The organism is Microbacterium insulae, assembly GCF_042677065.1.
GTDB classification, from domain to species: Bacteria; Actinomycetota; Actinomycetes; order Actinomycetales; family Microbacteriaceae; genus Microbacterium; species Microbacterium insulae.
Map to the genome: position 1 here is coordinate 711,097 of NZ_JBHTII010000001.1, position 25,513 is coordinate 736,609.

The following is a 25,513-nucleotide window of genomic DNA, read 5'->3' on the forward strand; positions in this document are numbered from 1 at the left end:
GGCCGATCCGCGGGGAAGCCTCATCCGCCGGCACCGCGGACCGTCATACGGGGAAGCACATCGGCGGAAGTGCCGCAAGTCGGCCCCGATGTCCGAGACCTGTGGTTTTCTGGAGTCCCTGCCGGAAGGACAGCATGGCGATCGAATTCCGCTCCGTCTCCAAGCGGTTCGCCGACGGCGCTCTCGCCGTCGACGACTTCAGCATGGTGATGCCGGCGCACCGCACCACTGTGCTGGTGGGGTCCTCGGGCTCGGGCAAGACGACCCTCCTGCGGATGGTCAACCGACTCGTCGAGCCGACCGCCGGCGAGATCCTCATCGACGACGAGCCCGTGTCGGGGCGCGACCCGGTCAGACTGCGGCGCGGCATCGGCTACGTCATGCAGAATGCCGGGCTCCTCCCCCATTTCACCGTCGTCGACAACATCGCCACGGTGCCGGTCCTGTCGGGCACGCCGAAGCGCGAAGCCCGAGCGCGGGCCCTCGAGCTCATGGACGTCGTCGGCCTCGACCGCTCACTCGCCTCGCGCTATCCCAGCCAGCTCTCGGGCGGCCAGCAGCAGCGCGTCGGAGTGGCTCGCGGTCTGGCCGTCGATCCCAACATCCTCCTCATGGACGAGCCCTTCGGCGCGGTCGACCCCATCGTGCGAAAGGAGCTGCAGACCGAGACTCTGCGCCTCCAACGCGAACTCGACAAGACCATCGTCTTCGTCACCCACGACATCGACGAGGCCTTCCTCCTCGGCGACCAGGTGGTGATCCTCGAGCAGGGCGCGAAGATCGCTCAGGTCGGCACCCCCGACGAGATCATCGCGAATCCGGCGAGCGACTTCGTCGCGAGCTTCATCGGAATCGACGACGACTCGCGCGCGTGGCGCCGCGGCGAGCGCGTGGCGGCACCGGCAGACGCCGGGCCGGCGGCGGAAGAGCTGGTGACAGAGGCGTGACCTGGGTCGCCGACAACCTGGATCTCATCTGGGGGCTGACGCTGGACCATCTCCGGCAGAGCCTCATCGCCGTCTTCCTGGGCTTCGTCGTCGCGCTGCCCATCGGCTGGGCAGCCTTCCGCTACTCGGCGCTGCGAGGCCCGACCCTCACGACCGTCGGACTCCTGTACACGATCCCCTCCCTCGGCCTCTTCGCAGTGCTCGCGGCCGCGTTCGGCATCCCGCTGCTGTCCGAGGCGAACCTGATCGTGGCGCTGACGATCTACGCGGTGGCGATCATGACCCGCTCCGTCGCCGACGGCCTGGCCGCGATCGAGCCCGCCACCCGCGCGGCGGCGGTCGCGGTCGGATTCGGCCCGTGGCGCAGGTTCTGGACCGTCGACCTCCCGCTGGCCGGCCCGGTGCTGCTCGCGGGGCTCCGGGTGACGGCGTCGTCCACGATCTCGCTCGCCACCGTGGGGATCCTGATCGGCGTCCAGAATCTGGGGTACCTCTTCACGAACGGGTTCCAGCGGCGCATCGTCGCCGAGGTCTTCGCCGGCGTCGTCGCCGTGGTCCTGGTCTCCGTGCTGATCGATCTCCTCCTGATCCTCGCCGGGCGACTGCTGATGCCTTGGAACCACCGGCCGAGCCGTCGCGTCCGCGCCCTCCGGGCGGTGACCGCGTGAACTACTTCCTCGAGGCTTTCGCGTGGATCTTCTCGCCCGAACGGCTCACCGGCTCCCTCCCCCTGCCGACGGCGATCGCGCAACACCTGGCATTCACGTTCGGCTCGGTGCTCATCGCCGCGCTCATCGCGATCCCGGCGGGCTGGTGGATCGGTCACACCGGGCGGGGGCGGGAGCTCGCCGTCCTGCTGTCCGGGGCGGCGCGCGCCCTGCCCTCCCTGGGCCTCATCGTCCTGCTCTACATGCTCATGGGGGTGGCGTTCAAGACCGAGGCCGCCGTCGTCGCCTTCGTCCTGCTGGCCGTGCCGTCGATCCTCGCGGGCGCCTACGCGGGCTTCGAGGCCATCGACCGCACCGTGATCGATGCCGGCCGCGCGATGGGAATGACGCGGTGGCAGCTGCTCGGCAAGGTGGAGGTGCCGCTCGGCCTCCCGCTGCTCATCGGCGGACTGCGCGTCGCCACCCTCCAGGTGGTCGCGACCGTGACCATCGCCGCCTACATCGGGCTAGGCGGGCTCGGCTTCTACATCCTTCAGGGGATCCAGACCCGCAACTTCCCGCAGATCCTCGGCGCCTCGATCGTCGTGATCGCACTTGCCCTCGTCCTCGACGGCGTCTTCGCACTGCTGCAGCGCCTCGTCGTCCCGCGCGGCGTCGCGGCCCGCGTCAACACGCCCCAACGCTCAGCCGGCGCGCGCACCCGCGCCCTCGCCGGATCCCCCGCCTGACCCGCACCCACAACCGGAGGTTCTCCATGTCACGCACACGCACACGCACCCGGCTCGCCCTCGCGCTGAGCACCACCGCCATCGCCGCCCTCACGCTCGCCGGCTGCGCCTCGAGCGACCCGATCAGCGGCGGGGGCGGCGACGAACCGTCGGGCGACACCGGCACGATCGTCATCGGCTCGCAGGCCTACTACTCGAACGAGATCATCGCCGAGATCTACGCGCAGGCGCTCGAGGGCGCGGGCTTCGAGGTCGAGCGCAACTTCAACATCGGCCAGCGCGACCTCTACATGCCCTCCCTCGAGGACGGCTCGATCGATCTGTTCCCCGAGTACACCGGCAACCTGCTCCAGTTCTTCGACCCCGAGACGACCGCGACGACGTCCGACGACGTCTACGCGGCGCTGCAGGAGGCGCTCCCCGAGGGCCTGGAGGTGCTCGACCAGTCGTCGGCCACCGATCAGGACTCCTACAACGTCACCGCGGCGTTCGCGGAGGAGAACGACCTCGTCACGATCGGCGACCTCGCCGGGATCGACGGGCTCGTCCTCGGCGGTGCGCCCGAGCTCGAGGAGCGCCCCTACGGCCCGACCGGCCTGCAGGACGTCTACGGTGTGACGGTCGACTTCTCCGCCACCGCCGACACCACCGTCGACGAACTGGTCGCCGGTAACATCCAGGTCGCGAACGTCTACAGCGCCGACCCGCGGATCGAGACCGACGACCTCGTGACCCTCGAGGACCCCGAAGGCCTCTTCCTCGCCTCGAACGTGGTCCCCGTGGTGAGCGCCGACATCGCCGATGAGATCGCCGACGTCATCAACGCGGTGAGTGCCGCCCTCACGCCCGAGGGTCTCGTCGCGCTGAACGTCCAGTCCACCGTCGACCAGCGGTCGGCCGAGGACATCGCGGCCGACTGGCTCGCCGAGAACGACCTCAGCTGACGACGACCCCCGCCTGACGGATGCCGCGTCGCCTCTCCGATCGGAGTCGCGGCGCGGCATCCGCGTCAGGAGGGCGCGGTCGCAGCTGCCGCAGCCGGGCGAGGAGTGCGTGCGCCCCTGAGCGCATCGCCGCGGTCGATCACGCGCTCAGCGCGCGCGGCTCCGGCGCCTCGGCGAGTTCACTCCACGCCCGTCGCAGTCCCGCGCGAGCGCGATGGCCGAGCACCGATACGGAGTTGGCCGAGATCCCCAGGACGGGAGCCAGCTCGCGCGGGCTCATCCCCTCGATCTCGAGGTGCCACAGCACGGTGCGCCACCGCGGCGGCAGCTGGTCCAGCGCCGCCGCGACGAGCATCCGGTCGTCGACGGCGAGACTCGCATCGGCCGACGACGGGTATGTCGCCTCGTCGACGAGCTCGAGAGCCAGATCCTTCGGCTTCCGGCCCCAGGTCGCCGCGACGTTCCGCACCGCCTGGAAGAGATAGGGACGGAATGCTTCGCGAGGCCCGGCGCCTGTGCGGATCGCGCTGAGCGTCGCCGCGAAGGCCTCGGAGACGATGTCGTCCGCCTCCAGCTTGGACGTGATCCTGCGCGCGGCGCCGCAGGCCGCACCCACATGCCGTTCCCACAATCGCCCGTAGGCGCGGGCATCGCCCTCGCGCACGAGCTCGATGAGTTCTCCGTCCGTCGGCTCCGCATCCGCTTCGACGATATGCGGGCGCGCCGAGGCATCGCAGTCGTACCTCATGATCTCCCCCTGGCCACCGGTTCGGGTCCGGTTCGTATCGCCCGCAGGGATCGAGTGCTGGATGACTCAGGTCGTCGAGCGGGGTCTATCCAGGGTGCAAGAATGAGCGATTCTTTCCCATCCTCAATGATGGGGATCTTCACGTGCCAGAACGGGCGGGGCCCCCTCACTGATGAGGGGGCCCCGCCGGGAATCGGTCAGCGGCCGGCGTCGAACCGAACCGATCAGCCGGCGATGAGGGTCAGGAACAGCCTCACCGACAGCCCGAGCACCGCCACCAGGCCGACCACGCCGAGCACGTTCTGCCACCAGCGATTGCGCATGGCTCCCATGAGCGAGCGACGGTTGGCCATGACGATGATGAGCACGGCCAGCACGGGTGCGACGAAGACCGTGAGCGCCTGCGCGACGACGATCAGCTGCACGGGAGAGGCCTGGAAGATCAGGGCGATCACGACGCCGAAGGCGAGGATGCTGCCGCTGACGACCTTGGCCGTGATCGAGCTGGACGACGACCCGCGCCCCAGACCGTCCGAGAGCATCGTGCCACCGGCGGTGGCGTTGGCGATCATGGAGGAGAAGGCCGCGCCGAAGAACCCCAGGGCGAACACCGTCGATCCGATGGGTCCCGCCAGCGGCTCGAAGACGCCCGCGAGCGCCACGATGGTCGGCGCCGCCTCACCCGTCTGGCCGAGTACGGCCCCGGCGACCACGATGACCAGCGCCGTCATCAGGCCGGGGGCCACGATCCCCGGGATGGTGTCCACCACGGTGACGTCGCGGTAGTCGGCCTCCGTCCGGCCGCGCTCCTTCGTGCCGTACGAAGTGTAGAAGGCGGCGTTGATGGAGAAATTCGTGCCGACGAGGGCCACGATGAGCAGCCACGAGCCGTCGGGGACGGTGGGGAGAAGGCCGGATGCCGCGGCAGCCCAATCCGGGTTGGAGACGAACGCCGACACGACGAAGGCGATCGCCATCAGCGCGACGATCGTGACGAGGACCTTCTCGATCACGCGGTAGACGTTGCGCAGAAGCAGCAGGCCGGCGACGGCGAGGGTGCACACGACGGTCCACATGACGGGACTCCCGCCGAAGAGCATCGACAGCCCCAGGCCGGACCCGACCGCGTTGCCCACCGAGAAGCACAGGGTGATCAGGAAGATCCCGATTCCCGCGAGCACCCCGACCCAGCGGCCGAGGTGGTCCTTGATGGAGGCGATGAGCGAGACCGGCGACTTGATGCCGAGGCGCACGCTCATGTCGGTGAGGAAGATCATCAGGATCGTCGAGACGACGATGACCCAGATGAGTGCGTACTGGTAGGCGCTCCCGGCCTGGACGGCCGTCGTGAGGTTGCCGGGGCCGAACTGCCAGGCCCCGGCGACGAAGGCGGGGCCGATGAGGGCGAGCTGCTTCCAGAAGGAGCGTCGCGTGCTGCGGGCGTTCACGATGCTTCTCATCGTCTCAGTCGAGACGCGCCCATACCCGGTGCCGGGCGTGGTGGAGGTGTGGCGGTCGGTGGTGCGATCGATCATCGTCGGATCCTTTTTCGCGGGCGGCGTCGTTGCCGCGGTGTCGTCGTTGACGGGTGCTGCGTCGGAGGGAGGGGATGCCGGGAGGGTGGCGCGGTGGGCGCCACCCTCCCTCGGCGTCAGGCGGGGACTGCCACTTTCTCGAGTCCTGCCGAGGCGAATGCCGCGGCGATCTCGGCGTCAGCGCCGTCGGGGAGCGGCAGGAGCGGCGTGCGGACCGTGGCGTGGTCGAGGATGCCGCGGTGGACCAGCCCCCACTTGAGGGCGACGGTTCCTTCCATGTGCGACCCGCGGTGGTAGACGTCTTTTGTCACGGGCAGCAACCGCTCGTGGATCTCGTGAGCACGGGCGTAGTCGCGCGCCTTGCCGGCCTCGATGAGCTCGACGAGAGCTTCCGGTGCGATGTTGCCGTAGCCGACGAGCAGACCGTCGACGTCGAACATGGTCGGAAGCAGGTACTCGTCGTGGCACGACAGGATCTGCAGGTCGGGGTACGCGGCGCGGAGCGCGGGGATCTCGGTGTACCACCGGCGCATGTTGCGCACGCCGTTCTTCGTGGCGAAGACGCCCGGCTGGCCGGCGATCTCGAGCTGGGTGTCGAGGTCGTACGAGGCCTTGGTGTTGTCGGGGTACTGGAACAGGATGAGCGGAAGCCCGGACTCCTCGTGGATCTCGCGGTAGCGCGACTGCGGGGCGCCCTCCTGGAAGCCGAAGCGCAGCCATCCGTGGGAGGGGTAGACCAGTCCGGCGACCGCGCCTGCCTCGACGGCCTTCTTGGCCTCGAGGGCGGCGGTCTTGTTGCCCTCCTTGGTGATCCCCGCGATGACGGGCACCCGGCCGTCGGTGGATGCCACGAAGGCCCGGATGACGTCGAGCTGCTCCTCATCGGTGAGGAACGTGCCCTCTCCGGCGTGGCCGAGCACGACCAGGCTCTTGACTCCGTCGATGGAGCCCAGCCAGGAGCCGAGTCGGTGGATGGCGTCGTAGTCGACGTCTCCGTCGGGGGTGAACGGGGTGACGGGTGCGGGGTTGAGCCCGCGCAGGTCCAGGGACATCATCGGCTCCTTCGGTGTGGTCGAGTCCTGCGAGAACGTTAACGGGAACGTTTGCAAGAACGATTGCAAGTATGCTGATCCCCACGCGATGTGTCAAGCACCCGATCGGAAGCAGCGGGGCACGGACGCGTGCGAGAGGATGAGACCGTGAGCGACCGAGTGGATGCGACAGCCGTGACGCTGCGCGATGTCGCACTCGCCGCCGGCGTCAGCATCTCCACGGTCAGCCGGGTGCTGGACGAACGCACCCGCCCGTCCCGGTCGGCGACGGCGGAGAAGGTTCGACGCATCGCCGACGAGCTCGGCTACCGCCGCAACGTCTTCGCGTCGAGCCTCCGGCGCGGCGAGACCGCGACCATCGGGGCGCTCGTCCCGCGCTTGGCCGACACGGTGATGGCGCTCATGTTCGAGGCGATCGAGCGCACCGCGCGGGCCCGCGGATACTTCGCGGTGGTGGCTACGTGCGGCGACGACCCCGACGAGGAGGCCAGCGCCACCGAACGACTTCTCGACCGCGGCGTGGACGGCGTGATCCTCGCCACGGCGCGGCTCGACGACGCGCTTCCCGCCTCCCTCCGCGAGCGAGGCATCCGACATTCACTTGTCCTGCGCACCGACGGCGTGAGCCCCTCGTCGCTCGGCGATGACGACGCGGGGGGCTATTTCGCGGCGCGACACCTCGTGGATCTGGGCCACCGCGAGATCGCTGTGGTGACCGGACCCTCCTTCACCTCGAGCGCACGAGACCGTCTGCAGGGCGCGCGACGAGCGCTGAGCGAGCAGTCGATCGTCCTCCGCCCCGACAGAGTCACGTCGACGGGCTATGGAGTGGAGTCCGGCGTGGCTGCCGGACACGCGATCCTCGAGGGCCCCGAGCGCCCGACGGCGGTGTTCGCCGCAAACGACAACCTGGCGATCGGCATCGTGAGCGCGGCGACGAGCCGCGGCCTGATCGTGGGGAGAGACCTCTCGGTCGTGGGCTACAACGATATCCCGCTCGCGGCGCAGCTTCCCGTGCCCCTCACCTCGGTGAAGGTCCCGTTCGACCAGATCGCGGCATCCGCGATGGACCAGCTGCTGCACCCCGGGTCGGCCGATGCCGTCCTGCGGAGGTTCATGCCCACGCTGATCCCCCGGTCGTCGACGGGTCGCGCCGGCTGACGCCGGCGCAGCATCACGGCTCCGTTCCGCGGACCGACCGTTCAGCCCACCGGCGTCGCGATCGCGACGACGTTGTCGGCGTAGAGATTCGTCTCCGGATCGATCGGCCCGCCGCACGTGATGAGGACGAGCTTTCGCGACCCCTCGCGGGCGAACAGATCGGCAACCGGAAGCTCGCGCTTGCGGATGTACTCCACGCTCTCGACGGTGTACTGGTGCACGGTGCCGGCGGAGTCGGTGACCTCGATGACGGCACCGCCCGCCAGGTCGCGGAGGCGACTGAAGGGCCCGATCGAGTAGATGCGCGAGTCGACGTGCGCGGCGATGACCACGTTCCCGTCCTGGCTGCTCGGGTCGGAGCCGTACCGGTACCAGCCGCCGATCGACGGGTCCGCGGGGATCTCCATGAAGCCACCCGGCTCGACCCCGACCGGCTGCACCGAGACGTCGACCCCGACCGACGGGGCGACCAGCCGAACCGGCGGTGTCGTCGTGCGAGCGGGGGGCGGCGTGGCAGCCGCAACCGGGACGTCGACAGTGGGAGTCGGACGCACCGTGGCGGTGGGAGACGGCGAGACGGAGACGGCGGGCGAGGCGCCGGGGGGCGACCCGCACGCGGTGAGCGCGAGGACGACCGCAAGGGCTCCAGCGGCCCCTGCGGTCGTCCTCTTCATCGTTCGCGTGATCAGCGGTCGGCCCGCGCACGGACGGCGAACACGGCACCCGCTGCGATCGCCGCGGCCACGGCGAGACCGCCGAGCACCCACAGCGACTGCTGCATCATGTCGCGCTGGGCGAGCTGCCCACCCGTTCCGGACTCGACGCCGTCAGGACCCGAGTGAAGGCCGGTGATGGTCTGCACCGCGAGGTCGAGGTTGTCGTCCTCGAGGCTGCCCCACGCGTAGACGATCGTGAGGACGCCCTCCTGGATCTCGACCGGAGCCGGCCCGATCAGCGGGTCGGTGGTGCCCGCAGCGGCGACCGATGCTTCGACCGTTCCGGCCGGCAGGTTGAGCGTCGCCTCGTCGGGGTTGGCGAGGCCTTCGATCACCGGCGATCCGCCGGCGAGGACATCCACCGCGGGGGCGGCGGCGTCATGCCGGACGGTGAGGCGACCTTCACCCGCAGCGGTCTGCGACGTGTCGTTGACATAGGGGGTGACGGTCGGGGCACCGGACTCGTCCAGGTGCGCGACCGCGGTGTAGTTCACGCCCGCGTCGAGCGTGAGGTCGACCGGCCCGAGGACCGGCGCGCTGTCGTCGGTCGCATCGGTCGCCGTCAGGGCGACCGAGTAGGTGCCCGCAGGCAGGTCGAGCGGGCCCGCGAGATCGCCGGGCTGGAAGTCGTCGATCGTCAGCTCGCCGTTGACATAGACGTCGACCGGGGTGTCCGGGATGCCGTGCAGCACCGAGAGCACAGCACCCGAGGTGTCGGCCTGCGCCGGAGCGACCGCACCCAGGGCGGCGATTGCCCCGGCGGCGACGGCGGCGAGAATCTTCTTTCGCACGATGTTCCTCCTTCGTCGGAGCGGCCCATCGCCGCCCATCGAAGAGTCTTTCCGGGGGGTTCGCGGGTTTGGATGCAGTGTCCGGATATTGGCTCACTTATCTAGTTTCTCTAGCTATAAGTATTTCTAGGACCCGGTTGGTAGGATGCTCGGATGGATGCTCACAGCGCGACATCCGTCCACGCACCGGCGGCCGCAGAGTCTGACAGGACCGGGCCACCGGTCCGCCGCGCGACCGCGCTCCTCCGGGAGATCCTTGAGGTGAGCGAGGACTTCGAGCGCCACCTCGGTCGCGAGCTCACCGTGAACCCCACCGACCTGCAGGCGATGGAGCACCTTCTGATGTCAGGGCCTCTGGGCCCGAGCGAGCTCTCGAGGCGGCTGGGCATCTCCACCGCCTCGACCACCAAGGTGGTCGACCGGCTCGTCGATCTCGGTCACGTCACACGGCAGGCGCACCCCACCGACCGGCGAGGCATCCTCGTCGTGCCGACCGAGTCCTCGCGCCGCCGCGCCCTCAGCACGCTCATGCCGATGATCATGGGCATCGACGCCGAGTTGGACGCCTTCTCCGCTGACGAGCAGTCGATCATCACCGAGTACCTCGAGCGCGTGGTCGCCGTCTATCGGTCGCACATCGGCCCATGAGTCAGGAACCACGCGGCTGGTGAGGCTCGGACGCGTCAGGGGGTTCGACGCCTGATCGGCTCGACCGAGCGCGCGTCCGCGGCGCGCTCGAGCCAGTCCCAGAGGTCTGCCTGGCGAGCCTCGTCGAACGTGATCGCCTCCGCCCGCGTCACGCGCCCGATCTCGACGTAACCGTCGCGGAGGTCGGCGTGCGCGTCGCCGAGCGCGAGCTCGACGGCGTGCCGGGCGGTGACGCCCGCAGTGGTGGCGCCGGGGAGAACGCTCATCGCCGGCATGAGCCGCCGCCACACCCAGTAGCGGTAGCCGGGCATGTCCCGCCCGAGGCCCGTACCCGCCACGAGGCCGGGATCGTAGGTGTTGAGGCGCACGCCGTCTTCGGCCAGTTCTTTCGCCCAGCGGTGCGCGAGGGTGACCAGCGCCAGTTTGCTCGAGGCGTACGCGATGCCGCCTGCCTCGCGCTCGGCCGACGGCCGCTCGTTCCCCGCGGGGAGGGGCTGCGCTGTCGCGAGGAGCTCCGGTGCCTGCCACACCGGATCGGGGATCAGATGGAACGACGCGCGCTTGCCGCGATGGGTGGACGATCCCATCATCACGACGTGCGCGCCGGGCGCCAGCAATGGCCGGATGCCGCGGAGCAGGGAGTGCTGGGCGACGACGTTCACCGTGAAGGTCAGCTCCCAGCCCTGCACGCCCCGATGGCGGCGGTCCGTGAACTGAGCTCCGGCGTTGAGGATGGCCACGTCGATTCCGGGGACGTCGCCGTCCTCGACGAGGCGGGAGATCTCTGAGCTTGCGTCCGCGACGCTGTCGAGGTCGGCCAGATCGAGGCGGATCGGGTGAACGTGCAGCCCGGCGGCTCGCGACGCGTCGACGGCGCGCGCGAGTCGGTCGGGATCGCGGCCGGCGAGAAGCAGCCGAGGCCGCGACGGATGGACGCTCAGATGGCGGAGGATCGCCGCACCGATGCCGCTCGTCGGACCCGTCAGGAGTACGGTCGGCGTGATGTCACTTTGTGTCATGGCGATACGATAAGTGATGTCATCATGTGACGCAAGATAGGATCTTGCCATGCCGCGCTGGCCGGATGACACGAAGCAGCGCCTCGTCGAGGCCGCCTACGACCTCTTCGTGGACCGTGGATACAGCGAGACGACCGTCGCGCAGATCGCCGATCGCGCGGGGACCACCTCGCGGACCTTCTTCCGCCACTTCCCCGACAAGGAGGAGGTTCTGTTCTCGGAGGACGATGAGCTCCTCCCGCTCCTCGTCACCAGCATCGAGAGATCGAGCGGCGCGTCGGACTCCGGCGAGATGATGCGCGAGGTTCTCGGCGTGCTCGCCGACAGCATGTCCGGCCATCACGAGCGCCTCGCACAGCGAGACCGGTTGATCGCCGAGAACGTGGCGCTCGGTGGGCGCGAGCTCGCCAAGCAGGCGCGTTGGCAGCACTCGGTTGCCGACGCCCTGGAGCGTCGCGGCTACCGCCGCGACGACGCTGCGATCCTCGCGGCGGTCGGCTTCGCGATCTTCACCGGAGCGCTCCACGAGTGGCTGGAGTCTCCGCATACGGACCTCCGCGCCCTCGTCGACGAGCGCTTCCCGCGCGTCGCGGGTGCGCTGACGTGGCCCGTGCCGTAGACAATCCGCTCAGGCCGCGGCCTCGGCCCGTCCGAGCAGCGTCTCGGTGACGACACGGTAGTCGTCCAGCATCCGCTGCCTGTCGAGGTGGGGCCGCGCGGCGAGCGCTCTCGCCCGCCACGTCCGCCGGCGCAGAAGCACGCCTCGCCAGGCCTCGGCCATCGCCGCCGGCTCGGCCGGCGCGATCACCCCGAAGCCGTCGACGACCGCGGCCGAGTCGCCGACGCGGGTCGTGACGGGCGTGGCTCCACAGGCAGCCCCTTCGATCAGGCAGAGGGGGGATGCCTCGCCGAACGCGCTGGTCAGAGCGACGATGTCGGCGATCTGGTAGATCGAGGGCATGTCCTGCCGGATGCCGAGAGCGTGCACGTGCGTGGCTTCGCGAACCCCGGACTCGGCGGCGAGCGCGCGGAATGCGGCGTTGTCCCATGTCATGCCGGCACCGCACAGCACGAAGTGCGTCCCGGGATGCTGCGCCGCGTGGACGGCTGCGGTGCGGAAGAAGAGGCCGGGGTCCTTCATGGCATCGAACCGCGCCGCGAACACCACGACGGCAGCGCTGGAGGGGATGCCGAGCTCGGCCCGGATCCGGCGCCGTTCCGCGTCCGCGGCCGGGGCGAACCGCTCGGTGTCGATGCCGTTGCGGATCACGTAGCGCTGCGCCGCGCGCACCCCCGCCTGCGCGTAGGCGTGGTCTGTGGACTGCGCGCACGAGATCGTGGCCGAAACCCTTCCGTCGGACGTCGCCGCACTCAACCGCCCGAGGGCTGATCCCGAGTGCATCGGATCCGAGCGGTGCAGGCAGGTGGCGACCGGGACGTCGGGCATGAGGCCGTGCGCGCGCAGGGCGTCGAGGAGCGCCAGCGGCTGTTCCTTGAGGGTCAGCACGAGGTCGGCGTCGCGGAGGGCCTCCGCGGCGAGGGTGAGTTCGGCCGTGGTGAAGTCCACCGCGTCGAGCGCGTGTGCGTCCGCGGTGCGCCCGAGTGTGACGACTTCTACGCCCGCGTGACGGAGCTGCCGGTACCGAGGGTCGTCCTCCATGTGCTGCATCGTGTTCTCGCGCCGCGCGCGGGAGGCGATGGCGAGCACGGAGTGCGCCTGCGTCGGGCCATGGAGGCCGGCGACGACGTCCGTATGGAGGATCCTCGCGCCACCGGCGAAGAAGCCCTCGTAGATCGAGATCACCCGAGTGGGTCGAGTCATCGCGTGCCTTCCGTCCCAGGCGGCGTCCGCTCGATCCGGGCGCCGGCATCGCCGCACATCCCCGACCGTGCAGCGCCGGCGCCGAATGAACCCATGCTCCGGCCGGCGGCCGCGGATGTCGATGAACCGCGGACGTGCGTTTCGTGAACGGCTCGCGACGCCCGGCGCCGCAGCGGAATCCGGTCAGGCGCCGAGGCCGTCGACGAGCGCATGCAGGCGACGCTGCCGCGTGGTGGCGGTGGCCGCGGAGTCGAGGGGGACGAGTCGACGACGACGATCTGCGGGCCGCAGCTCCTCCCACCGGCGCAGCGCGTCGCCGCTGAGCGCCGCAGCGAGATCCGCCGGGATCGGCACGTGGTCGGGATCCACCGGCGCCAGACGGCCGTGGACGGGATCGCCCGCCTCCAGCCGCAGCCGGCGCAGAAGCGAAGCACCGGCCCATACGAAGGTGTCGTCGATGACCGGCGCGCGGGTCAGGGCGAGGTTGACCGCCACAGCGTCCAGCTCACCCTCCACCCGGCGCGTGCCGGCTTCCTGTGCCGCGGCGACAAGCGCGGGCGGCACGCGAACGATCGTGTAGGTGGAGGAGCCCCACACCATCGGCTCGACGAAGGCGTCGAACTCGTGGGCGGGACCGACCGCGGGCCAGGAGACGCTCACCCCAGCAGGGTAGCGCCGTCACGAGCAACCGTCGCTCCGCCTCGCTCGCGGTGTCGCCGGCCTCAGGGCCGAGGCATCCACGCGCTTCGGAAGTCGTCGACGAACTCGGCGAGGCTGGTCGCCGGCTCGCCGGTGAGTTTGCGCACCGTTCGGTTGGGGAAGGCGGAGACGTTCATCCGCACGATGCGGAAGATCATCCGCTGGACGGCGATGTAATCCTCGGGACTGCCCTCCGCGGCGAGCTGTGCCAGGTACTCGGACTCCCTAGGCCTCGTGTAGGAGATCGGCCTGCCCAGGACATCACTCATGATCTTCGCGACCCGGCTGTAGGTCAGTGCTTTCTCGCCGGAGAGGGTGTAGGCCTTTCCGATGTGCCCGGGGTGCGTGAACACGGTCGCCGCGACCCGGCCGATGTCGCGTGGGTCAATGAGCGCGGTGAACGATCGGCCCGCGGGCACCCGGATCTCATCGTGGTCGCGGATGGCGTCTCCGAACGGGCGGATGAGGTTCTGCATGAAGAAGTTCGGGCGCAGCGATGTGGACGGCGTCTTCGTCTGCGCGAGGTAGGCCTCGACGGCGTGATGCGGGGTGCGCCGGTTTAACTGCACCCCCTGAAGGGACAGGAAGACCACCTGGCGGACCCCGTTGCGGTTGCACGCGTCGACGAAGGGAAAGAGGTAGGTCTGGACGTCCTCGATCTGCGGCGGACGCAGGAGGAACGCGCGGTCGGCACCCTCGAGGACGGCATCCAGCTCGTCGGCCGAGGCGCCGAACTGGAACGGTCGCGCGGCGACGCCGGGGGGAAGCGTCGCGGCGTCGGCCGGGTCGCGCACGGCTGCGATCACGTGGGTGCCCGCGCGCCGAAGCGCGTCCACCACGGAGGACCCGACGATGCCGGTGGCGCCGGTCACGAACACGGCGCTCACGCGTGCACCCGGACTCTCCGCAGGAGGGCGGCGAGATTCTCGAGCTCGTCGTCGGCCAGATCGGCGAACCGCCACTGCGACCTGGCGATCGCAGCGGACTCGAACTCCGAGACGGACCGGGCCGCGGCATCCGTCAACCTGATGTGCTTCGAACGCGCATCGTCGGGATTGTCCTCACGGGTGACCAGACCTCGGGTGCGGAGAGTGTCGACGAGCTGCGTGACGGCGCCGGGGGTCACACCTAGCTCGGTGGAGAGGTCGCCGACGGTGACGGGGCCCGCGTGGTGGGCGACCACGAACAGCGCATGCATCTGCGTCGCCGTGATCATCACGTCGCCGAACGGATGCCTCCGCTCGGTCATCAGCGGACGGCCCGCGGCGACGATGGCCCCCAGCACCTCGCCGACGAGAACCTTCCTCGCGGCATCCATCAGTGACTCACGAACGGGAGCTTGCCGACGTACCGGCGGTCGTCCACCTGCGTCAGGATGAAGTCGGCCAGGTCGTCGCGACTGATCTGCGTGCTGGCGTTCACACCCACCCAGCCCACCCGGTAGCTGCCCGCGCCGGGCTTCTCCGTGAGGCGCGGGCCGCGCACCACGGTCCAGTCCAGCCCCGACTGCCGAAGCACCGCGAGGTGGTTCTCAGCATCGGTGAGAACGTCGCCGGCCAGCGTCTTGAGCAACAGACGGATGACCTTGTCGGGGAGCCGAGGCTGGTCGACGCCCTCGGCGCGAAGGCCACCGCCGGAGAGGGTGACGATCCGCCGGATCCCGCGCGACGTCATCGCTTCGACGATCGTCCGGGTGCCGTCCGTCTGCAGGGTCGGCGGTGAGCCCTTCACGTGCCCGAACAGGCTGAAGACAGCATCCGCACCGTCCAGGGCCTCTCCGACCGACACCGGATCGGTGACGTCCCCGGTGATGACGGTGAGACGGGGCGAGGTCACGGCGAGCTTGGCCGGGTCGCGCACGAGAGCTCGCACGGTGTAGCCCGCCTCCAGAGCACGCTCGAGCACTCGTCTGCCGGTCTTCCCTGTTCCTCCGAAGAGGGCGATGGTCGTCATGCCATCTAGTTTAGAGACTAAACGACTAGAGCACGGCGGCGCGGGGATGCGGCGGCCGCCCGCTATTCAGCGCGTCAAAGGGGGTGCGCGACGGGCCTCTCAGGGCGCATGCTTATGTGAAAGGGAGGGACGCATCGGGGAATGCTCGGCCGCTGACTGGGGAGCTGGCGGCCAATCCTGAGATGTGTCACCTCGCGTGATCGCGGTGGATGCAGCGATCGCGCCGGGCGAGGCGCGCGGAGTCGGGAGGACTCCCCCTCGCCCGCTTCCCACCGCACGCGTCACGCGCGGTGGGCACCGCCGCGGTGAAGCCGGGTCTCGACGAGCGCCACGACCGCCATCAGCGTGACGGCGATCGCGAGCGCGGCGAGAGGCGGGACGGCGGCGAGGAGCGGAATCGAGAGCAGCACCACTCCCGCCTCGACCGCGCGCATCACGAAGCGCCGCTGACCGATCAGCACGGCGAAGACGATGGTCCCGAGCGCGAACGTCGCGATGCCGCCCCCCAGAGCCGCCGCGCCGAACCAGCCGAAGGGCTCGGCATCGGCGATGTGCTTCATCGCGTCCTCGATGCCGAGCGCGGTGACGATGATGCCGGCGATGATCACGAAGTGCGCGTACGAGTATGCGTCGGAGCCGAGAAGCGCGCGTTTCTTCTCGTCTCGGGCCAGGAGAGCCTCTTCGCCGGCGACGGCCAGCCGCGCGAAGTAGGACCACCACAGCAGCACGGAGACCACGACGGACAGTGCCGATCCGACCACGATCGGCAAGTCGATGGGCTCCTGCGCGACACCGACCCCGATCGCGACGATCGACTCACCGAGGGCGAGGATCACGACGAGACCGTGGCGCTCCGCCCAGTGCTCGGCGGACGGCAGCCGCCACCCCTGACCCAGGGCCGAGCCGACACGGGTGGCGGCGACGTCGTACACGATGGCGATCAGCCACAGCCACACCTGCATCACGCCGCCGACGAGAGCTCCGGTCACCACGAGGGCGACCGCGGGGATCATCGCGACCATGAAGATGCCGAGCTGGCGGAGGAGCGCCGGCGAGCGCCACCCCACCACCGCGTACAGGCCGACATGGATGATCCGCACCGCGGCGTACGCGCACGCGAAGACCAGCGGTCCGCTCCAGCCCCCCGCGAGATCCTCGTAGGCCTCGGGAATCGTGAGCGCGGCGACGAACACCGCGATCATCGCGGCGGACATGACCGTGCGCAGGAACGGCTGGTCGGCCGACGCGGAGTTGGAGATCCAGCTGAACCCGACCCACGTCCACCACATGAGCGACAGGACGATGAGCGCCTGCGCCACCCCGACCGCACTGTGGGTCTCGGCCATCAGCCGTGAGACCTGCGTGAAGGCGAAGACGTAGACGAGATCGAAGAACAGCTCGAACGTCGTGACGCGACTCGTGCCGTCCGCGATGGTCGGCAACGGGAGACGACGGAGGCGGCCGCCTCCGCGGGAGGTCACGGGTCGAGCGTTCACAGGGGAAAGTGTAGGAGCCGACGACGGAGCGGGGCGCGTCATCCACAGGCCCGTCTGCGCGCACGCGCGCCGACGATCACGCTTCCCCGCGCGACCTCCCCCGCTCCAGCACCTCAGCGAGAGTGCCGGGCTCGAGGTCGAGCGTCCACTCCGCCACGTCGCGCGTGAAGTGCACGTGCGCGGGGTGATCGATCACGGCGGCGGTGTTGACGTACGAACCGCCGCCGTCGACGGCGATGAAGATCCGGATGGCGGCGGCCGCGGCATCCACCTCGGCGAAGTCCCCCGACGCGATGCCGTCCCCGATCAGCGAGACGAGCTGGGCCTGATCGAGGGCGTCCTGCTCCTGCAGGAGCGCGTCGAGGGCGGGGCTGAAGCGGGAGAGGTGGCGTGCGTTGAGCCACAGCCGCGCGAGGGCGAGCGAGGCGCCGCTCTCGACGTGGTCGATGAAGTGCGCCAGGCGCTCCACCGGCGTGCCACGTGAGGGGAAGAACCGCGCCCGCTCCTGCACCGCGGCCCGTTCGAAGGCGGTGAGGACGAGCTCCTCGGCCGCGGGATAGTAGTGCGTGATGAGGCCGGGACGCACACCGAGCCGCTCGGCGACGGCGCGGAGCGTGATGCGCTCCAGCCCCTCCTCCAGCGCGATATCGGCCGCCGCGGCGAGGATCTCCTCGCGGCGCTCCTCGGGCCGCTTGCGCGACCGGGTCGATACCGCACTTGACGTCATGGTCACCATGCTATTGAATGTGTGACCAACAGTCTATTGGGCGCATGACCAATAATGTCGGCACCGAGCGATGAGGCTTGGACGAGAGGAATCCCATGATCGAGACACGGCCGTCCGCGGAGCGGACGACGGACTCCGCGTCGCACCCCGAGACCCGCGGCATCGAACTCATCGGCGAGGGTGAGCGGCACGGCCGGGCGCGCGATCTGTTCCTCGTCTGGGCGGCGCCCAACGTGAGCATCCTGAGCCTCACGATCGGCGCGACGCTCATCTTCCTGGGGCTGGAGATGTGGCAGGCGATCGCCGTCATCCTCGCGGCGGCGCTGCTGTGGATCTTCCCGGGGCTGATCGCGGCGAGCGGTCCCGCAGCGGGGACATCGGGCTCCGTCATCACCCGCGCGATGTACGGAGTGGTCGGCAACCGGCTGTTCGTCGTCTTCGTCGGCTGGTTCATCGGGGCGGTCTTCCTGTCGCTGACCTGGCTGGCCTCGTCCTTCCTCGGCGCCGACCTGCTGCGGCGCTGGGGGCTCACCGACCCGGTGTGGGTCCCGATCGCGGTGACCCTCGTCGTGTCTGCGATCACCGTGGTGGTCGCCGTCTTCGGCCACGGGCTCATCCTGCGCCTGTTCCCGTTCCTCTCGGCGGCGGTCTTCGTCATCTTCCTGCTCGCGGCGGCCTTCATCCTGCCCTCCGTCGACTGGCGATACGCCCCCGCGGAGCCGCTCGAGGGCGTCGCCCTGTGGTCGGCGATGTCGATCGGCTTCACGATCCTGGCCTCGACCCCGCTGTCGTTCATCAACAGCCCCGACATCGCCCGCTACCTGCCGCGCTCGACGAAGCCGTCCCACATCGCCGCGGCGACCGCGCTCGGCGGCGCCGTGCCGTTCGTCGTCTTCACGATCATCGGCGCGCTGCTCGCGACCGCACTCACCCCGGAGTCGGTGGCCGCAGGACTCGATGTCGCGCTTCTCGACCTCCTCCCCCCGTGGCTGGGTCCGGTCCTCGTGCTCGGCGTCGTCATCAACACGATCGCGCTGAACGGGATGACCGCCTACACGTCGAGCATGGCGCTGCAGGCCATCGGATTCCGGCTGCGGCGCATCCCCGCCACGGTCATCGTCGGGCTGGTGGGCACCGCGCTCACGATCTACCTCGTGCTCTCCTCGAACCTCGTCGACGCGGCGAACCTGATGCTGCAGTTCCTCGTCGTGGTGTCGGGGCCGGCGATGGCCGTCTACGCCGTCGACGCCCTGATGCGGCGGTACGCGTACGACGGGGCGGAGCTCTTCGACACCGATCGGAGCTCCCGATTCTGGTACACCGGCGGCTGGAGCATCCCCGGGATCGCCGCGCTGCTCGTCGGCGGGCTTGTCACCGGGCTGTGCCTCGCCACCAGCGTGTGGGCCGGGCCGATCGCCGAGGCGACCGGCTACGTCGACCTGTCGGTTCCGGCGGGGATGATCGTGTCGGCCGGGCTCTACGCCGTGTTGCAGCGTTCGGCGGCGGCGAAGGCGGGACGGCCGTGAGCGTCGGCGGGTCGGGCGAGCCGACCGGAGTGCTGTACACGAACGCCCGCGTCTTCACGGCGGACGCAGAGGGCGATGCCGCATTCGCGGAGGCGTTCGTCGTCGACGGCGACACGATCCGGTGGGTGGGGGACGGCGACGAGGCTCCCGCCGTGCGCGACATCGTCGACCTGGGTGGACGACTGGTCCTGCCCGGGTTCACCGACAGCCATACGCACCTGCTCATGACCGGCGCCTCGCTCGGACAGGTCCCCCTGACCGATGCCCGCAGCCTGGCCGAGATCCAGCGCCTGCTGCGCGAGGCTCGAGAGGCCGACCCCTCGGCTGCGGACCTCCGTGGCCGCGGCTGGCTCTTCGACGCCGTCCCCGGCGGGCGCCCCACCGCCGCGATGATCGACGCGGCGGTGGCCGACGTCCCCGTCTTCCTCGACGCGAACGACTACCACTCGTGCTGGGTGAACACGGCGGCGCTGGCGGTCCTCGGAATCACCCGCGACACCCCCGATCCGCTGGGCGGCGAGATCGTCCGCGGCGCGGACGGCGAGCCGACCGGCCTGCTGCTCGAGACCGCGGCCACCCAGTACGCCTGGGCGCACCGCGACGCGACCACGACCGACGCCGACCGCGACGCCGACGTCGAGCGGGTGATCGACGCCTACCTCGCGGCGGGGGTCACCGGCGCCGTCGACATGGCGTTCGACGAGTACGGTCTCGCGGCGTTCCAGCGGGCGCAGGACCGCCGCGGCGGCGAGCTCCCGCTGCGCGTGGCGGCGCACTGGCTGATCGAGAACACCGGGGATGACGCGGCCAACCTCGCGCAGGTCGCGCGCGCCGCCGAACTCGCGGAGAGCCCTGCGACACCGTGGCTCCGCGTGGTCGGCATCAAGCTGATCCTCGACGGCGTCATCGACGCCTGCACGGCCGCGATGCGGCATCCCTATGCCGACGGGTCGAACGCCGATCCGATCTGGCCGCCCGCGCAGCTGGACCCCGTCGTGGCAGCGGCGGATGCTGCAGGCCTCCAGGTCGCAATGCACGCGATCGGCGACCACGCGAGCGAGATCGCCCTCGACGCGGTCGAGAAGGCGGTCGCGCAGGGCGGGGATCGTCCGCGGCGGCACCGCATCGAGCACCTCGAGTACGCCGCCCCCGGGACCGCCGCCCGCATGGCCCGCCTGGGCGTGACGGCATCGATGCAGCCCGTCCACGCCGACCCCGCGATCTTCGCGAACTGGGTGGCGATGCTCGGCGACGACCGTGTCGAGCGGGCGTTCGCGTGGAAGGAGTACGAAGAGGCCGGCGCCCTCCTGGCGTTCTCGACCGACGCGCCCACCGCGCCCTACGACGCGCTCGCGAACATGTACGTCGCCAGCACGCGCGCCTCGGCGCTCGATCCGTCGGTCGACGCCGTGCAGCCGGAGCACGCGCTTCCGCTCGAGCGGGCGCTCCGCCACGCGACACGGGATGCCGCGGCATCCGTCGGCGACGGGGACTGGCGCGGCCGCATCGCACCCGGATTCGCCGCCGACCTCGTCGTGCTCGACACCGATCCGTTCGAGGCGGGCGAGCGCTCGCTCCTGGGCACCCGCGTGGTCGAGACCATCGTCGCGGGCAGGTCGCGCTACCGCGCGGACGGCTGACCGGCGGCACCCGCTGCAGTTTGCGGCATCCGCTGCGTCGCGAACTGCCGCGCGCGTCGCGAACCGCCGCGCGCGCAGCTCCGGCCCCGAACGCCCTACCGCGTCAGCGACGGCGGAAGAGGAGGATGCCGTCGTCGAGCTCGGCGGGTGAACCGTCCGGCGCGGTCACGGCGCGCTTTCGCACCTCCTCGAGCTCGACCTCCCACTCGGCGGGGTCCAGATCGAGGAGCGCGCGCTCCTCGGCGGGCGACCGCATGGCGGGCGCGTGATCGGGGACCTCGCGGGCCCAGGGCGGCGGGGCGGCGTGCGACACGATCAGGAGCCGGCCGCCCGGTGCGACTCGGTCCGCGGCAGCCCGCAGCATCCCGATCCGCGGGAAGTCCGGCTCCCACGAGTGGAGGAACCCGGCGAGGACGAGATCGAACTCACCCACCACGGATCCGACGCCGTCGCCCACCACGAAGCGGGCTTCGACGCCGCGCTCCGCCGCGAGCGCTGTCGCGCGACGAACGGCCGTCGGGGAGACGTCGACCCCGGTCGCCTCCCATCCCTGCTCGGCGAGCCAGACGACGTCGCCGCCCTCTCCCGAGCCGACGTCGAGAGCCGTGCCCGGTTCGAAGGAGGCGACGACCGCGGCGACGGAGCCGTTGACGCGGCCGGACCAGAAGCGGTCTTCGGCGGCGTAGCGCTCCTCCCAGCCGGCATTGCGCTCGGCGGTGCGCTCGGCGACCGCGCGGTCGAAGTCCTCTTCGGTCAGCACGGCGTTCACTCCCGCGCCCGCCATCGAGCCCGACGCCATCGAGACCGGGACGTTGCCGAACGGCGCGGTCACGTTCCCCGCGGCGAACACGCGGGGGTGGCTCGTCCGACCCATGAGATCGACGTCGAGCGGCGCACCGGGCATGTCCGCACGAGCGAGGTCGAAACCATCGGCGAAGGCCAGGTCCAGCACAGGAGCGCCGGCGATGAAGATCGCGTCGAGCACGCGCTCTTCGCCGTCCGCGGTGGCGATCACGAGGCGATCGCCGCGAGGCGCGACACCCACGACCGCAGCCGCCACGACGCTCACTCCGCGCGCGGCGAGACGGCCCATGGCGTCGTCGCCCATCGGCACTCCCCCCGCGGCGAACACGGTGACGCGGTCGGAGAGCTGTCGCACGAGCTGCGCCTGGTGGATGCCGGCGGGCGAGGTCATGACCACTCCCAGCGCGCCGCCCGCGACCTCCCAGCCGTGGCAGTACGGGCAGTGGAGTGCCGCCCTCCCCCACGCGTCGCTCAACCCGGGGATGTCGGGAAGATCGTCGCGGATCCCCGCGGCGATGACGACGGCGCGCGCCGTGTCGATCGTTCCGTCTGCGCGGTGCACGAGGACCCCGTCACCGGCGTCCTCGAGGCGGGCGACGGCCCCCTCGACGATCTCGACTCCGTACGCGCGCGCCTCGGCGCGCCCCCGCTCGAGGAGGGCACGCGGGTCCATCCCGTCGTGGCCGAGCACTCCGTGCATGTGCGCGGCGAAGCGATTCCGCGGCTCTCCGGCGTCGATCACCAGCGTGCGGCGCCGGGAGCGTCCCAGCATCTGCGCCGCGCTCAGTCCCGCCACACCACCGCCGATGATCACGGCATCCCACTCGTTCGTCATGGGTCCACTCTTCGCGATCGTCAACTGTGCGCGCAAACTCTCTTGCATAAATGGCAAGATGGCTTCATGGATGCCGTGCTCGAACAGGTCGGACCCCGCCTGCGGGCAGCCCGCAGGAAGCGCGGCTGGACCCTCGAAGACCTGGCGACGCGCGCCGGCGTGTCCCCGAGCACGCTGTCGCGCCTCGAGTCGGGCAAGCGCCAGGCGAGTCTCGAACTGCTCCTCCCTCTGACACGGCAGCTCGGCATCCGCATCGACGATCTGCTCCCCGCGTCATCCGCCGACCCCCGCGTGCGCCGCGCGATCGAGCGTCGCGACGGAATGGTGATCGCCCCCCTGACGCTCGAGGACTCGCCCGTGCAGACCTTCAAGGTCATCTACCCCCCGTCCGAGAAGGCGCCGTCGCCGCGCATCCACGACGGCTACGAGTGGCTCTACGTCCTGAGTGGGCGTGTGCGCCTCGTCCTCGACGAGCACGAGCACCTCATCGAGCGCGGCGAGGCGGCCGAGTTCGACACCCGCCTGCCGCACAGTCTCAGCGCGACGGCGGACGGACCGGCGGAGGTCCTGAGCATCTTCAGCGCCGCCGGGAAGCGCATGCACACCTACCGGGCCGAGTAGCGGCATCTGGCCGGTTCCCGGCGGCGCCGAAGCAGCGACGCCGAACGCTACCGACCGACGCTCGCGCCGGCTAGGGATGCCTCGGGCGCGGCCGGTGCGGTGACGACCCGCGGCCAGCGCCACGCCGTACGGAGGACGAAGACCAGGATGAGCACCTCGACCCCGATGGAGAGGACGTAGAAGGGCACCCACTCCGCGGTGGTTCCTGCCGCGTTGAAGACGCAGTACGGGATGAGGAGCATCGCGACGACGAGGTTCGTGATGCGGTTGGCGCGCGCGGGAAGCGCGGCCGAGACCAGCATCATGGCCGCCGGAACGATCATGGACGCGAGGAACACGGTCAGCAGCGTGGGACTGATGTCGAACTCCCAGATGAGTCCGCTGCGGATGCCGTCGATCACGCCGGGCTTGTAGAAGTTGAAGATGTCGACGTAGACGATGATGAACATGAGGCTCGTCCAGGCGGCGACGAGCTTGGTCTGGACGGGCACCGGCGACGTGTCGAGCGGGCTCGTTGCGGCGGGTCGGTTGGTCATGGGAAGTCTTTCTGTGTGCCGGGTCACCCGAGTGGCGACCCTGGGGCGAGGGATGGGCGGGACGTTCTCGTCGGTCCTGGTCAGAGGGTGATCACGACCTTTCCCTGCGTGTGGCCCGCGCCCACGAAGCGGAGGGCATCGGCCGCGTCGGCGAGTGCGAAGGAGCGGTCGATGACCGGCGAGATCTGGCCGGTGCCGAGCAGCTCGGCCAGAGCGAGCAGGTCGGCCCGGCGGCCGACCGACGTGAAAGGCCTCAGCCGCTGGCGCGTGAAGGCGGACAGCAACCGCGTCCGGACGACCCGGCCTAGGGGTCCGATCCACCGACCACCCCGCCCGCTGATCGGGACGAGGGTTCCGGCGGGCGCCAGCGCTCGACGGACGGCCGTCAGGGACGTGGCCTCCACGGTGTCGAGGATCACGTCGTACCGCTCGCCCGTGCGGGTGAAGTCGGTGGTCGCATAGTCCACGACATGATCGGCGCCGAGCGACCGGACCAGGTCGGCGTTGCGGGCGCTGCACACGGCCGTCACCTCGGCACCCAGGGCCTTCGCGATCTGGACGGCGAAGGTTCCCACACCGCCCGATGCGCCCGTGATGAGCACCCTCTGCCCGGCCCGGACCCTCCCGACGTCGCGGAGCGCCTGGAGCGCGGTCACGGCCGACGTCGGAACCGCGGCCGCCTGCTCCGCCGTCAGGTCGTCCGGCGTCGGTGCGAGGGTGCGCGCCGGAACGCGCGCGAACTCCGCGAGCGCCCCCTCCGCACTCCAGCCGAAGACCCTCTCGCCGACGCGCACGTCGGCGACATCGGCTCCGGCCGCGACCACGACGCCGGCGAGATCCCTCCCCGGGATGCCGTGCCTCGGTCGTCGCAGCCCGAACGCCAGGCGCACGATGTACGGCGTTCCGGTCACGACGAAGTAGTCGCCGGGATGCACCGACGCCGCCTCGACCCGCACGAGCACGTCGCGGGGCCCGGGTGCCGGGAGCGCCACGTCGGCGAGCCCGAGCACGTCGGGCGGGCCGTAGCGGTGCTGGACGACGGCGCGCATCGTGGATGCCTCGGCCTGAGGCATCCGTTCTCCGGACGTCTGTCGCTCATCGGTGTCCATGCGGTCATCCCTCGGGTCGTGGCTTCGTACACTGTACGTCGTACGCTGTACTATGACCGTACGCTGTACGGTTGTCAAGTCGCCGCACCAAATGAGGAGATGCATGGCTGCGAGGGAAGGCCGTCGAGCGGGACCCGACACGGCGCTGAGCAGGACGCGCGTCGTCAGCGAGGCGATCCGCCTCGCCGACCGCGAAGGAGTCCACGGACTCAGCATGCGGCGCCTCGCCGGCGTCCTGGACGCGGGCGCGATGACGCTCTACCACTACGTGGCGAGCAAGGAAGAGCTGCTCGACGCGATGATCGACGTCGTGTTCGACGAGATCGAGCTGCCGCGGGAGGATGAGGACTGGCGCGCCGCGATCCGCGGGCGAGCGATCTCCGCGCGGCAGGTGCTGGCGCGGCATCCGTGGGCGATCGGGCTCATGGACGCGCGCACCGCGCCGGGGCCGGCGAACCTGCGTCACCACGAGGCGGTCACCCGGTGCCTGCGCACCGCGGGGTTCTCCGTGTCGATGGCGACGCACGCGAACTGGCTGCTCGACAGCTACCTGTACGGCTTCGCCCTGCAGGAGGCGAGCCTGTCCTTCGACGGCGCCGCCTCCTTCGCGGATGCCGCTGAGCAGGTCTATCTCCCGCAGCTGCCGCCCGAGGAGTTCCCCTACCTCAACGAGTCGGCCGCCGCGCTCGCAGCCTCGGGATACGACCCCGCGGACGAGTTCCGCTTCGGCCTCGACCTCATCCTCGACGCGCTCGAGGCGGTGCGAGCGTCGGGCTAGGGACGGTCGT

The 25,513-nt window shown here is 70.4% G+C and carries 27 protein-coding genes; 11 read left to right on the forward strand and 16 right to left on the reverse strand.

Annotation, left to right across the window (positions count from 1 at the left end; all coding sequences use genetic code 11):
• Nucleotides 1-134: 134 nt before the first annotated feature.
• The 4 genes from ACFQ0P_RS03440 to ACFQ0P_RS03455 are packed head-to-tail and all read left to right on the forward strand — an operon-like array spanning nt 135 to nt 3,287.
• A complete protein-coding gene (locus ACFQ0P_RS03440) occupies nt 135-947 on the forward strand; it encodes an ABC transporter ATP-binding protein (RefSeq protein ID WP_204980421.1) in 813 nt (270 codons plus the stop codon).
• Nucleotides 944-1,615 (forward strand): ABC transporter permease, encoded by a 672-nt coding sequence (locus ACFQ0P_RS03445; protein WP_204980423.1) that lies wholly within the window; start codon nt 944-946, stop codon nt 1,613-1,615. The genes ACFQ0P_RS03440 and ACFQ0P_RS03445 overlap by 4 nt, the downstream gene beginning before the upstream one ends.
• Nucleotides 1,612-2,343, forward strand: a complete 732-nt coding sequence (locus tag ACFQ0P_RS03450) for an ABC transporter permease (RefSeq protein ID WP_204980424.1) — start codon at nt 1,612-1,614, stop codon at nt 2,341-2,343. Before ACFQ0P_RS03445 ends, ACFQ0P_RS03450 begins: the two co-directional genes overlap by 4 nt.
• A gap of 26 nt (nt 2,344-2,369) precedes the next feature.
• Entirely contained in the window at nt 2,370-3,287 is a 918-nt protein-coding gene (locus ACFQ0P_RS03455) for an ABC transporter substrate-binding protein (RefSeq protein ID WP_204980426.1), read from the forward strand.
• Between the two features lie 139 nt (nt 3,288-3,426).
• Here ACFQ0P_RS03455 and ACFQ0P_RS03460 read toward each other — a convergent pair whose 3' ends face one another.
• The 3 genes from ACFQ0P_RS03460 to ACFQ0P_RS03470 form a co-directional block, all read right to left on the reverse strand.
• Nucleotides 3,427-4,035 carry an RNA polymerase sigma factor gene (locus tag ACFQ0P_RS03460; protein WP_204980428.1) on the reverse strand — a complete coding sequence of 203 codons (609 nt, stop codon included), beginning with the start codon at nt 4,033-4,035 and terminating at the stop codon, nt 3,427-3,429.
• A 224-nt stretch (nt 4,036-4,259) separates the two neighbouring features.
• Nucleotides 4,260-5,570 (reverse strand): Nramp family divalent metal transporter, encoded by a 1,311-nt coding sequence (locus ACFQ0P_RS03465; protein WP_204980430.1) that lies wholly within the window; start codon nt 5,568-5,570, stop codon nt 4,260-4,262.
• Between the two features lie 116 nt (nt 5,571-5,686).
• The gene (locus tag ACFQ0P_RS03470; RefSeq protein ID WP_204980432.1) at nt 5,687-6,622 is read right to left on the reverse strand and encodes a dihydrodipicolinate synthase family protein; all 936 of its coding nucleotides are present in this window, start codon (nt 6,620-6,622) and stop codon (nt 5,687-5,689) included.
• Nucleotides 6,623-6,769: 147 nt separating this feature from the next.
• Between ACFQ0P_RS03470 and ACFQ0P_RS03475 the strand changes: the two genes are divergently transcribed.
• Nucleotides 6,770-7,783: a LacI family DNA-binding transcriptional regulator gene (locus ACFQ0P_RS03475; protein ID WP_378771339.1), complete on the forward strand. Its 1,014-nt coding sequence runs from the start codon at nt 6,770-6,772 to the stop codon at nt 7,781-7,783.
• 41 nt (nt 7,784-7,824) lie between these two features.
• On the opposite strand, the gene ACFQ0P_RS03480 is transcribed toward ACFQ0P_RS03475, so the two are convergent.
• Both ACFQ0P_RS03480 and ACFQ0P_RS03485 read right to left on the reverse strand, forming a co-directional pair.
• Complete coding sequence (locus tag ACFQ0P_RS03480) at nt 7,825-8,457, reverse strand: class F sortase (RefSeq protein ID WP_204980434.1); 633 nt, start codon at nt 8,455-8,457, stop codon at nt 7,825-7,827.
• 11 nt (nt 8,458-8,468) lie between these two features.
• Complete coding sequence (locus ACFQ0P_RS03485) at nt 8,469-9,290, reverse strand: DUF4397 domain-containing protein (protein ID WP_204980436.1); 822 nt, start codon at nt 9,288-9,290, stop codon at nt 8,469-8,471.
• 153 nt (nt 9,291-9,443) lie between these two features.
• Between ACFQ0P_RS03485 and ACFQ0P_RS03490 the strand changes: the two genes are divergently transcribed.
• Nucleotides 9,444-9,938, forward strand: a complete 495-nt coding sequence (locus ACFQ0P_RS03490; RefSeq protein WP_204980437.1) for a MarR family winged helix-turn-helix transcriptional regulator — start codon at nt 9,444-9,446, stop codon at nt 9,936-9,938.
• Nucleotides 9,939-9,973: 35 nt separating this feature from the next.
• On the opposite strand, the gene ACFQ0P_RS03495 is transcribed toward ACFQ0P_RS03490, so the two are convergent.
• Entirely contained in the window at nt 9,974-10,957 is a 984-nt protein-coding gene (locus tag ACFQ0P_RS03495) for an SDR family NAD(P)-dependent oxidoreductase (protein WP_204980439.1), read from the reverse strand.
• A gap of 49 nt (nt 10,958-11,006) precedes the next feature.
• On the opposite strand from ACFQ0P_RS03495, the gene ACFQ0P_RS03500 reads away from it, so the two are divergent.
• Nucleotides 11,007-11,576, forward strand: a complete 570-nt coding sequence (locus ACFQ0P_RS03500) for a TetR/AcrR family transcriptional regulator (protein ID WP_204980441.1) — start codon at nt 11,007-11,009, stop codon at nt 11,574-11,576.
• Between the two features lie 9 nt (nt 11,577-11,585).
• Here ACFQ0P_RS03500 and ACFQ0P_RS03505 read toward each other — a convergent pair whose 3' ends face one another.
• The 7 genes from ACFQ0P_RS03505 to ACFQ0P_RS03535 all read right to left on the reverse strand — a co-directional run bounded on the left by ACFQ0P_RS03505 (nt 11,586) and on the right by ACFQ0P_RS03535 (nt 17,654).
• Nucleotides 11,586-12,779, reverse strand: coding sequence for a glycosyltransferase (locus ACFQ0P_RS03505; RefSeq protein WP_204980443.1), 1,194 nt, complete (start codon nt 12,777-12,779; stop codon nt 11,586-11,588).
• Nucleotides 12,780-12,962: 183 nt separating this feature from the next.
• Nucleotides 12,963-13,439, reverse strand: coding sequence for a YdeI/OmpD-associated family protein (locus tag ACFQ0P_RS03510; protein ID WP_204980445.1), 477 nt, complete (start codon nt 13,437-13,439; stop codon nt 12,963-12,965).
• Between the two features lie 62 nt (nt 13,440-13,501).
• Complete coding sequence (locus ACFQ0P_RS03515; protein ID WP_204980447.1) at nt 13,502-14,365, reverse strand: SDR family oxidoreductase; 864 nt, start codon at nt 14,363-14,365, stop codon at nt 13,502-13,504.
• Nucleotides 14,362-14,796 (reverse strand): MarR family winged helix-turn-helix transcriptional regulator, encoded by a 435-nt coding sequence (locus ACFQ0P_RS03520; RefSeq protein ID WP_204980450.1) that lies wholly within the window; start codon nt 14,794-14,796, stop codon nt 14,362-14,364. The genes ACFQ0P_RS03515 and ACFQ0P_RS03520 overlap by 4 nt, the downstream gene beginning before the upstream one ends.
• Nucleotides 14,796-15,431, reverse strand: a complete 636-nt coding sequence (locus ACFQ0P_RS03525) for an NAD(P)-dependent oxidoreductase (RefSeq protein ID WP_204980452.1) — start codon at nt 15,429-15,431, stop codon at nt 14,796-14,798. The genes ACFQ0P_RS03520 and ACFQ0P_RS03525 overlap by 1 nt, the downstream gene beginning before the upstream one ends.
• 281 nt (nt 15,432-15,712) lie before the next feature.
• Nucleotides 15,713-16,927 (reverse strand): low temperature requirement protein A, encoded by a 1,215-nt coding sequence (locus ACFQ0P_RS03530; RefSeq protein ID WP_204980454.1) that lies wholly within the window; start codon nt 16,925-16,927, stop codon nt 15,713-15,715.
• Nucleotides 16,928-17,003: 76 nt separating this feature from the next.
• The gene (locus ACFQ0P_RS03535; protein ID WP_204980456.1) at nt 17,004-17,654 is read right to left on the reverse strand and encodes a TetR family transcriptional regulator; all 651 of its coding nucleotides are present in this window, start codon (nt 17,652-17,654) and stop codon (nt 17,004-17,006) included.
• Between the two features lie 95 nt (nt 17,655-17,749).
• Here ACFQ0P_RS03535 and ACFQ0P_RS03540 point away from each other — a divergent pair, with 95 nt between their 5' ends.
• Both ACFQ0P_RS03540 and ACFQ0P_RS03545 read left to right on the forward strand, forming a co-directional pair.
• Nucleotides 17,750-19,180 carry a purine-cytosine permease family protein gene (locus ACFQ0P_RS03540; protein ID WP_204980458.1) on the forward strand — a complete coding sequence of 477 codons (1,431 nt, stop codon included), beginning with the start codon at nt 17,750-17,752 and terminating at the stop codon, nt 19,178-19,180.
• A complete protein-coding gene (locus ACFQ0P_RS03545) occupies nt 19,177-20,820 on the forward strand; it encodes an amidohydrolase (protein WP_378771348.1) in 1,644 nt (547 codons plus the stop codon). The genes ACFQ0P_RS03540 and ACFQ0P_RS03545 overlap by 4 nt, the downstream gene beginning before the upstream one ends.
• Before the next feature lie 103 nt (nt 20,821-20,923).
• On the opposite strand, the gene ACFQ0P_RS03550 is transcribed toward ACFQ0P_RS03545, so the two are convergent.
• The gene (locus ACFQ0P_RS03550) at nt 20,924-22,459 is read right to left on the reverse strand and encodes an FAD-dependent oxidoreductase (protein WP_204980461.1); all 1,536 of its coding nucleotides are present in this window, start codon (nt 22,457-22,459) and stop codon (nt 20,924-20,926) included.
• Between the two features lie 66 nt (nt 22,460-22,525).
• On the opposite strand from ACFQ0P_RS03550, the gene ACFQ0P_RS03555 reads away from it, so the two are divergent.
• Nucleotides 22,526-23,080: a helix-turn-helix domain-containing protein gene (locus tag ACFQ0P_RS03555; RefSeq protein ID WP_204980463.1), complete on the forward strand. Its 555-nt coding sequence runs from the start codon at nt 22,526-22,528 to the stop codon at nt 23,078-23,080.
• A 47-nt stretch (nt 23,081-23,127) separates the two neighbouring features.
• Here the strand turns inward: ACFQ0P_RS03555 and ACFQ0P_RS03560 are convergent, their stop codons facing one another.
• Nucleotides 23,128-23,616, reverse strand: coding sequence for a DUF6326 family protein (locus tag ACFQ0P_RS03560; RefSeq protein ID WP_204980465.1), 489 nt, complete (start codon nt 23,614-23,616; stop codon nt 23,128-23,130).
• A gap of 80 nt (nt 23,617-23,696) precedes the next feature.
• Nucleotides 23,697-24,725, reverse strand: coding sequence for an NAD(P)-dependent alcohol dehydrogenase (locus ACFQ0P_RS03565; protein ID WP_204980467.1), 1,029 nt, complete (start codon nt 24,723-24,725; stop codon nt 23,697-23,699).
• A 103-nt stretch (nt 24,726-24,828) separates the two neighbouring features.
• Between ACFQ0P_RS03565 and ACFQ0P_RS03570 the strand changes: the two genes are divergently transcribed.
• Nucleotides 24,829-25,503, forward strand: a complete 675-nt coding sequence (locus ACFQ0P_RS03570; RefSeq protein WP_204980469.1) for a TetR/AcrR family transcriptional regulator — start codon at nt 24,829-24,831, stop codon at nt 25,501-25,503.
• Nucleotides 25,504-25,513: the final 10 nt, after the last annotated feature.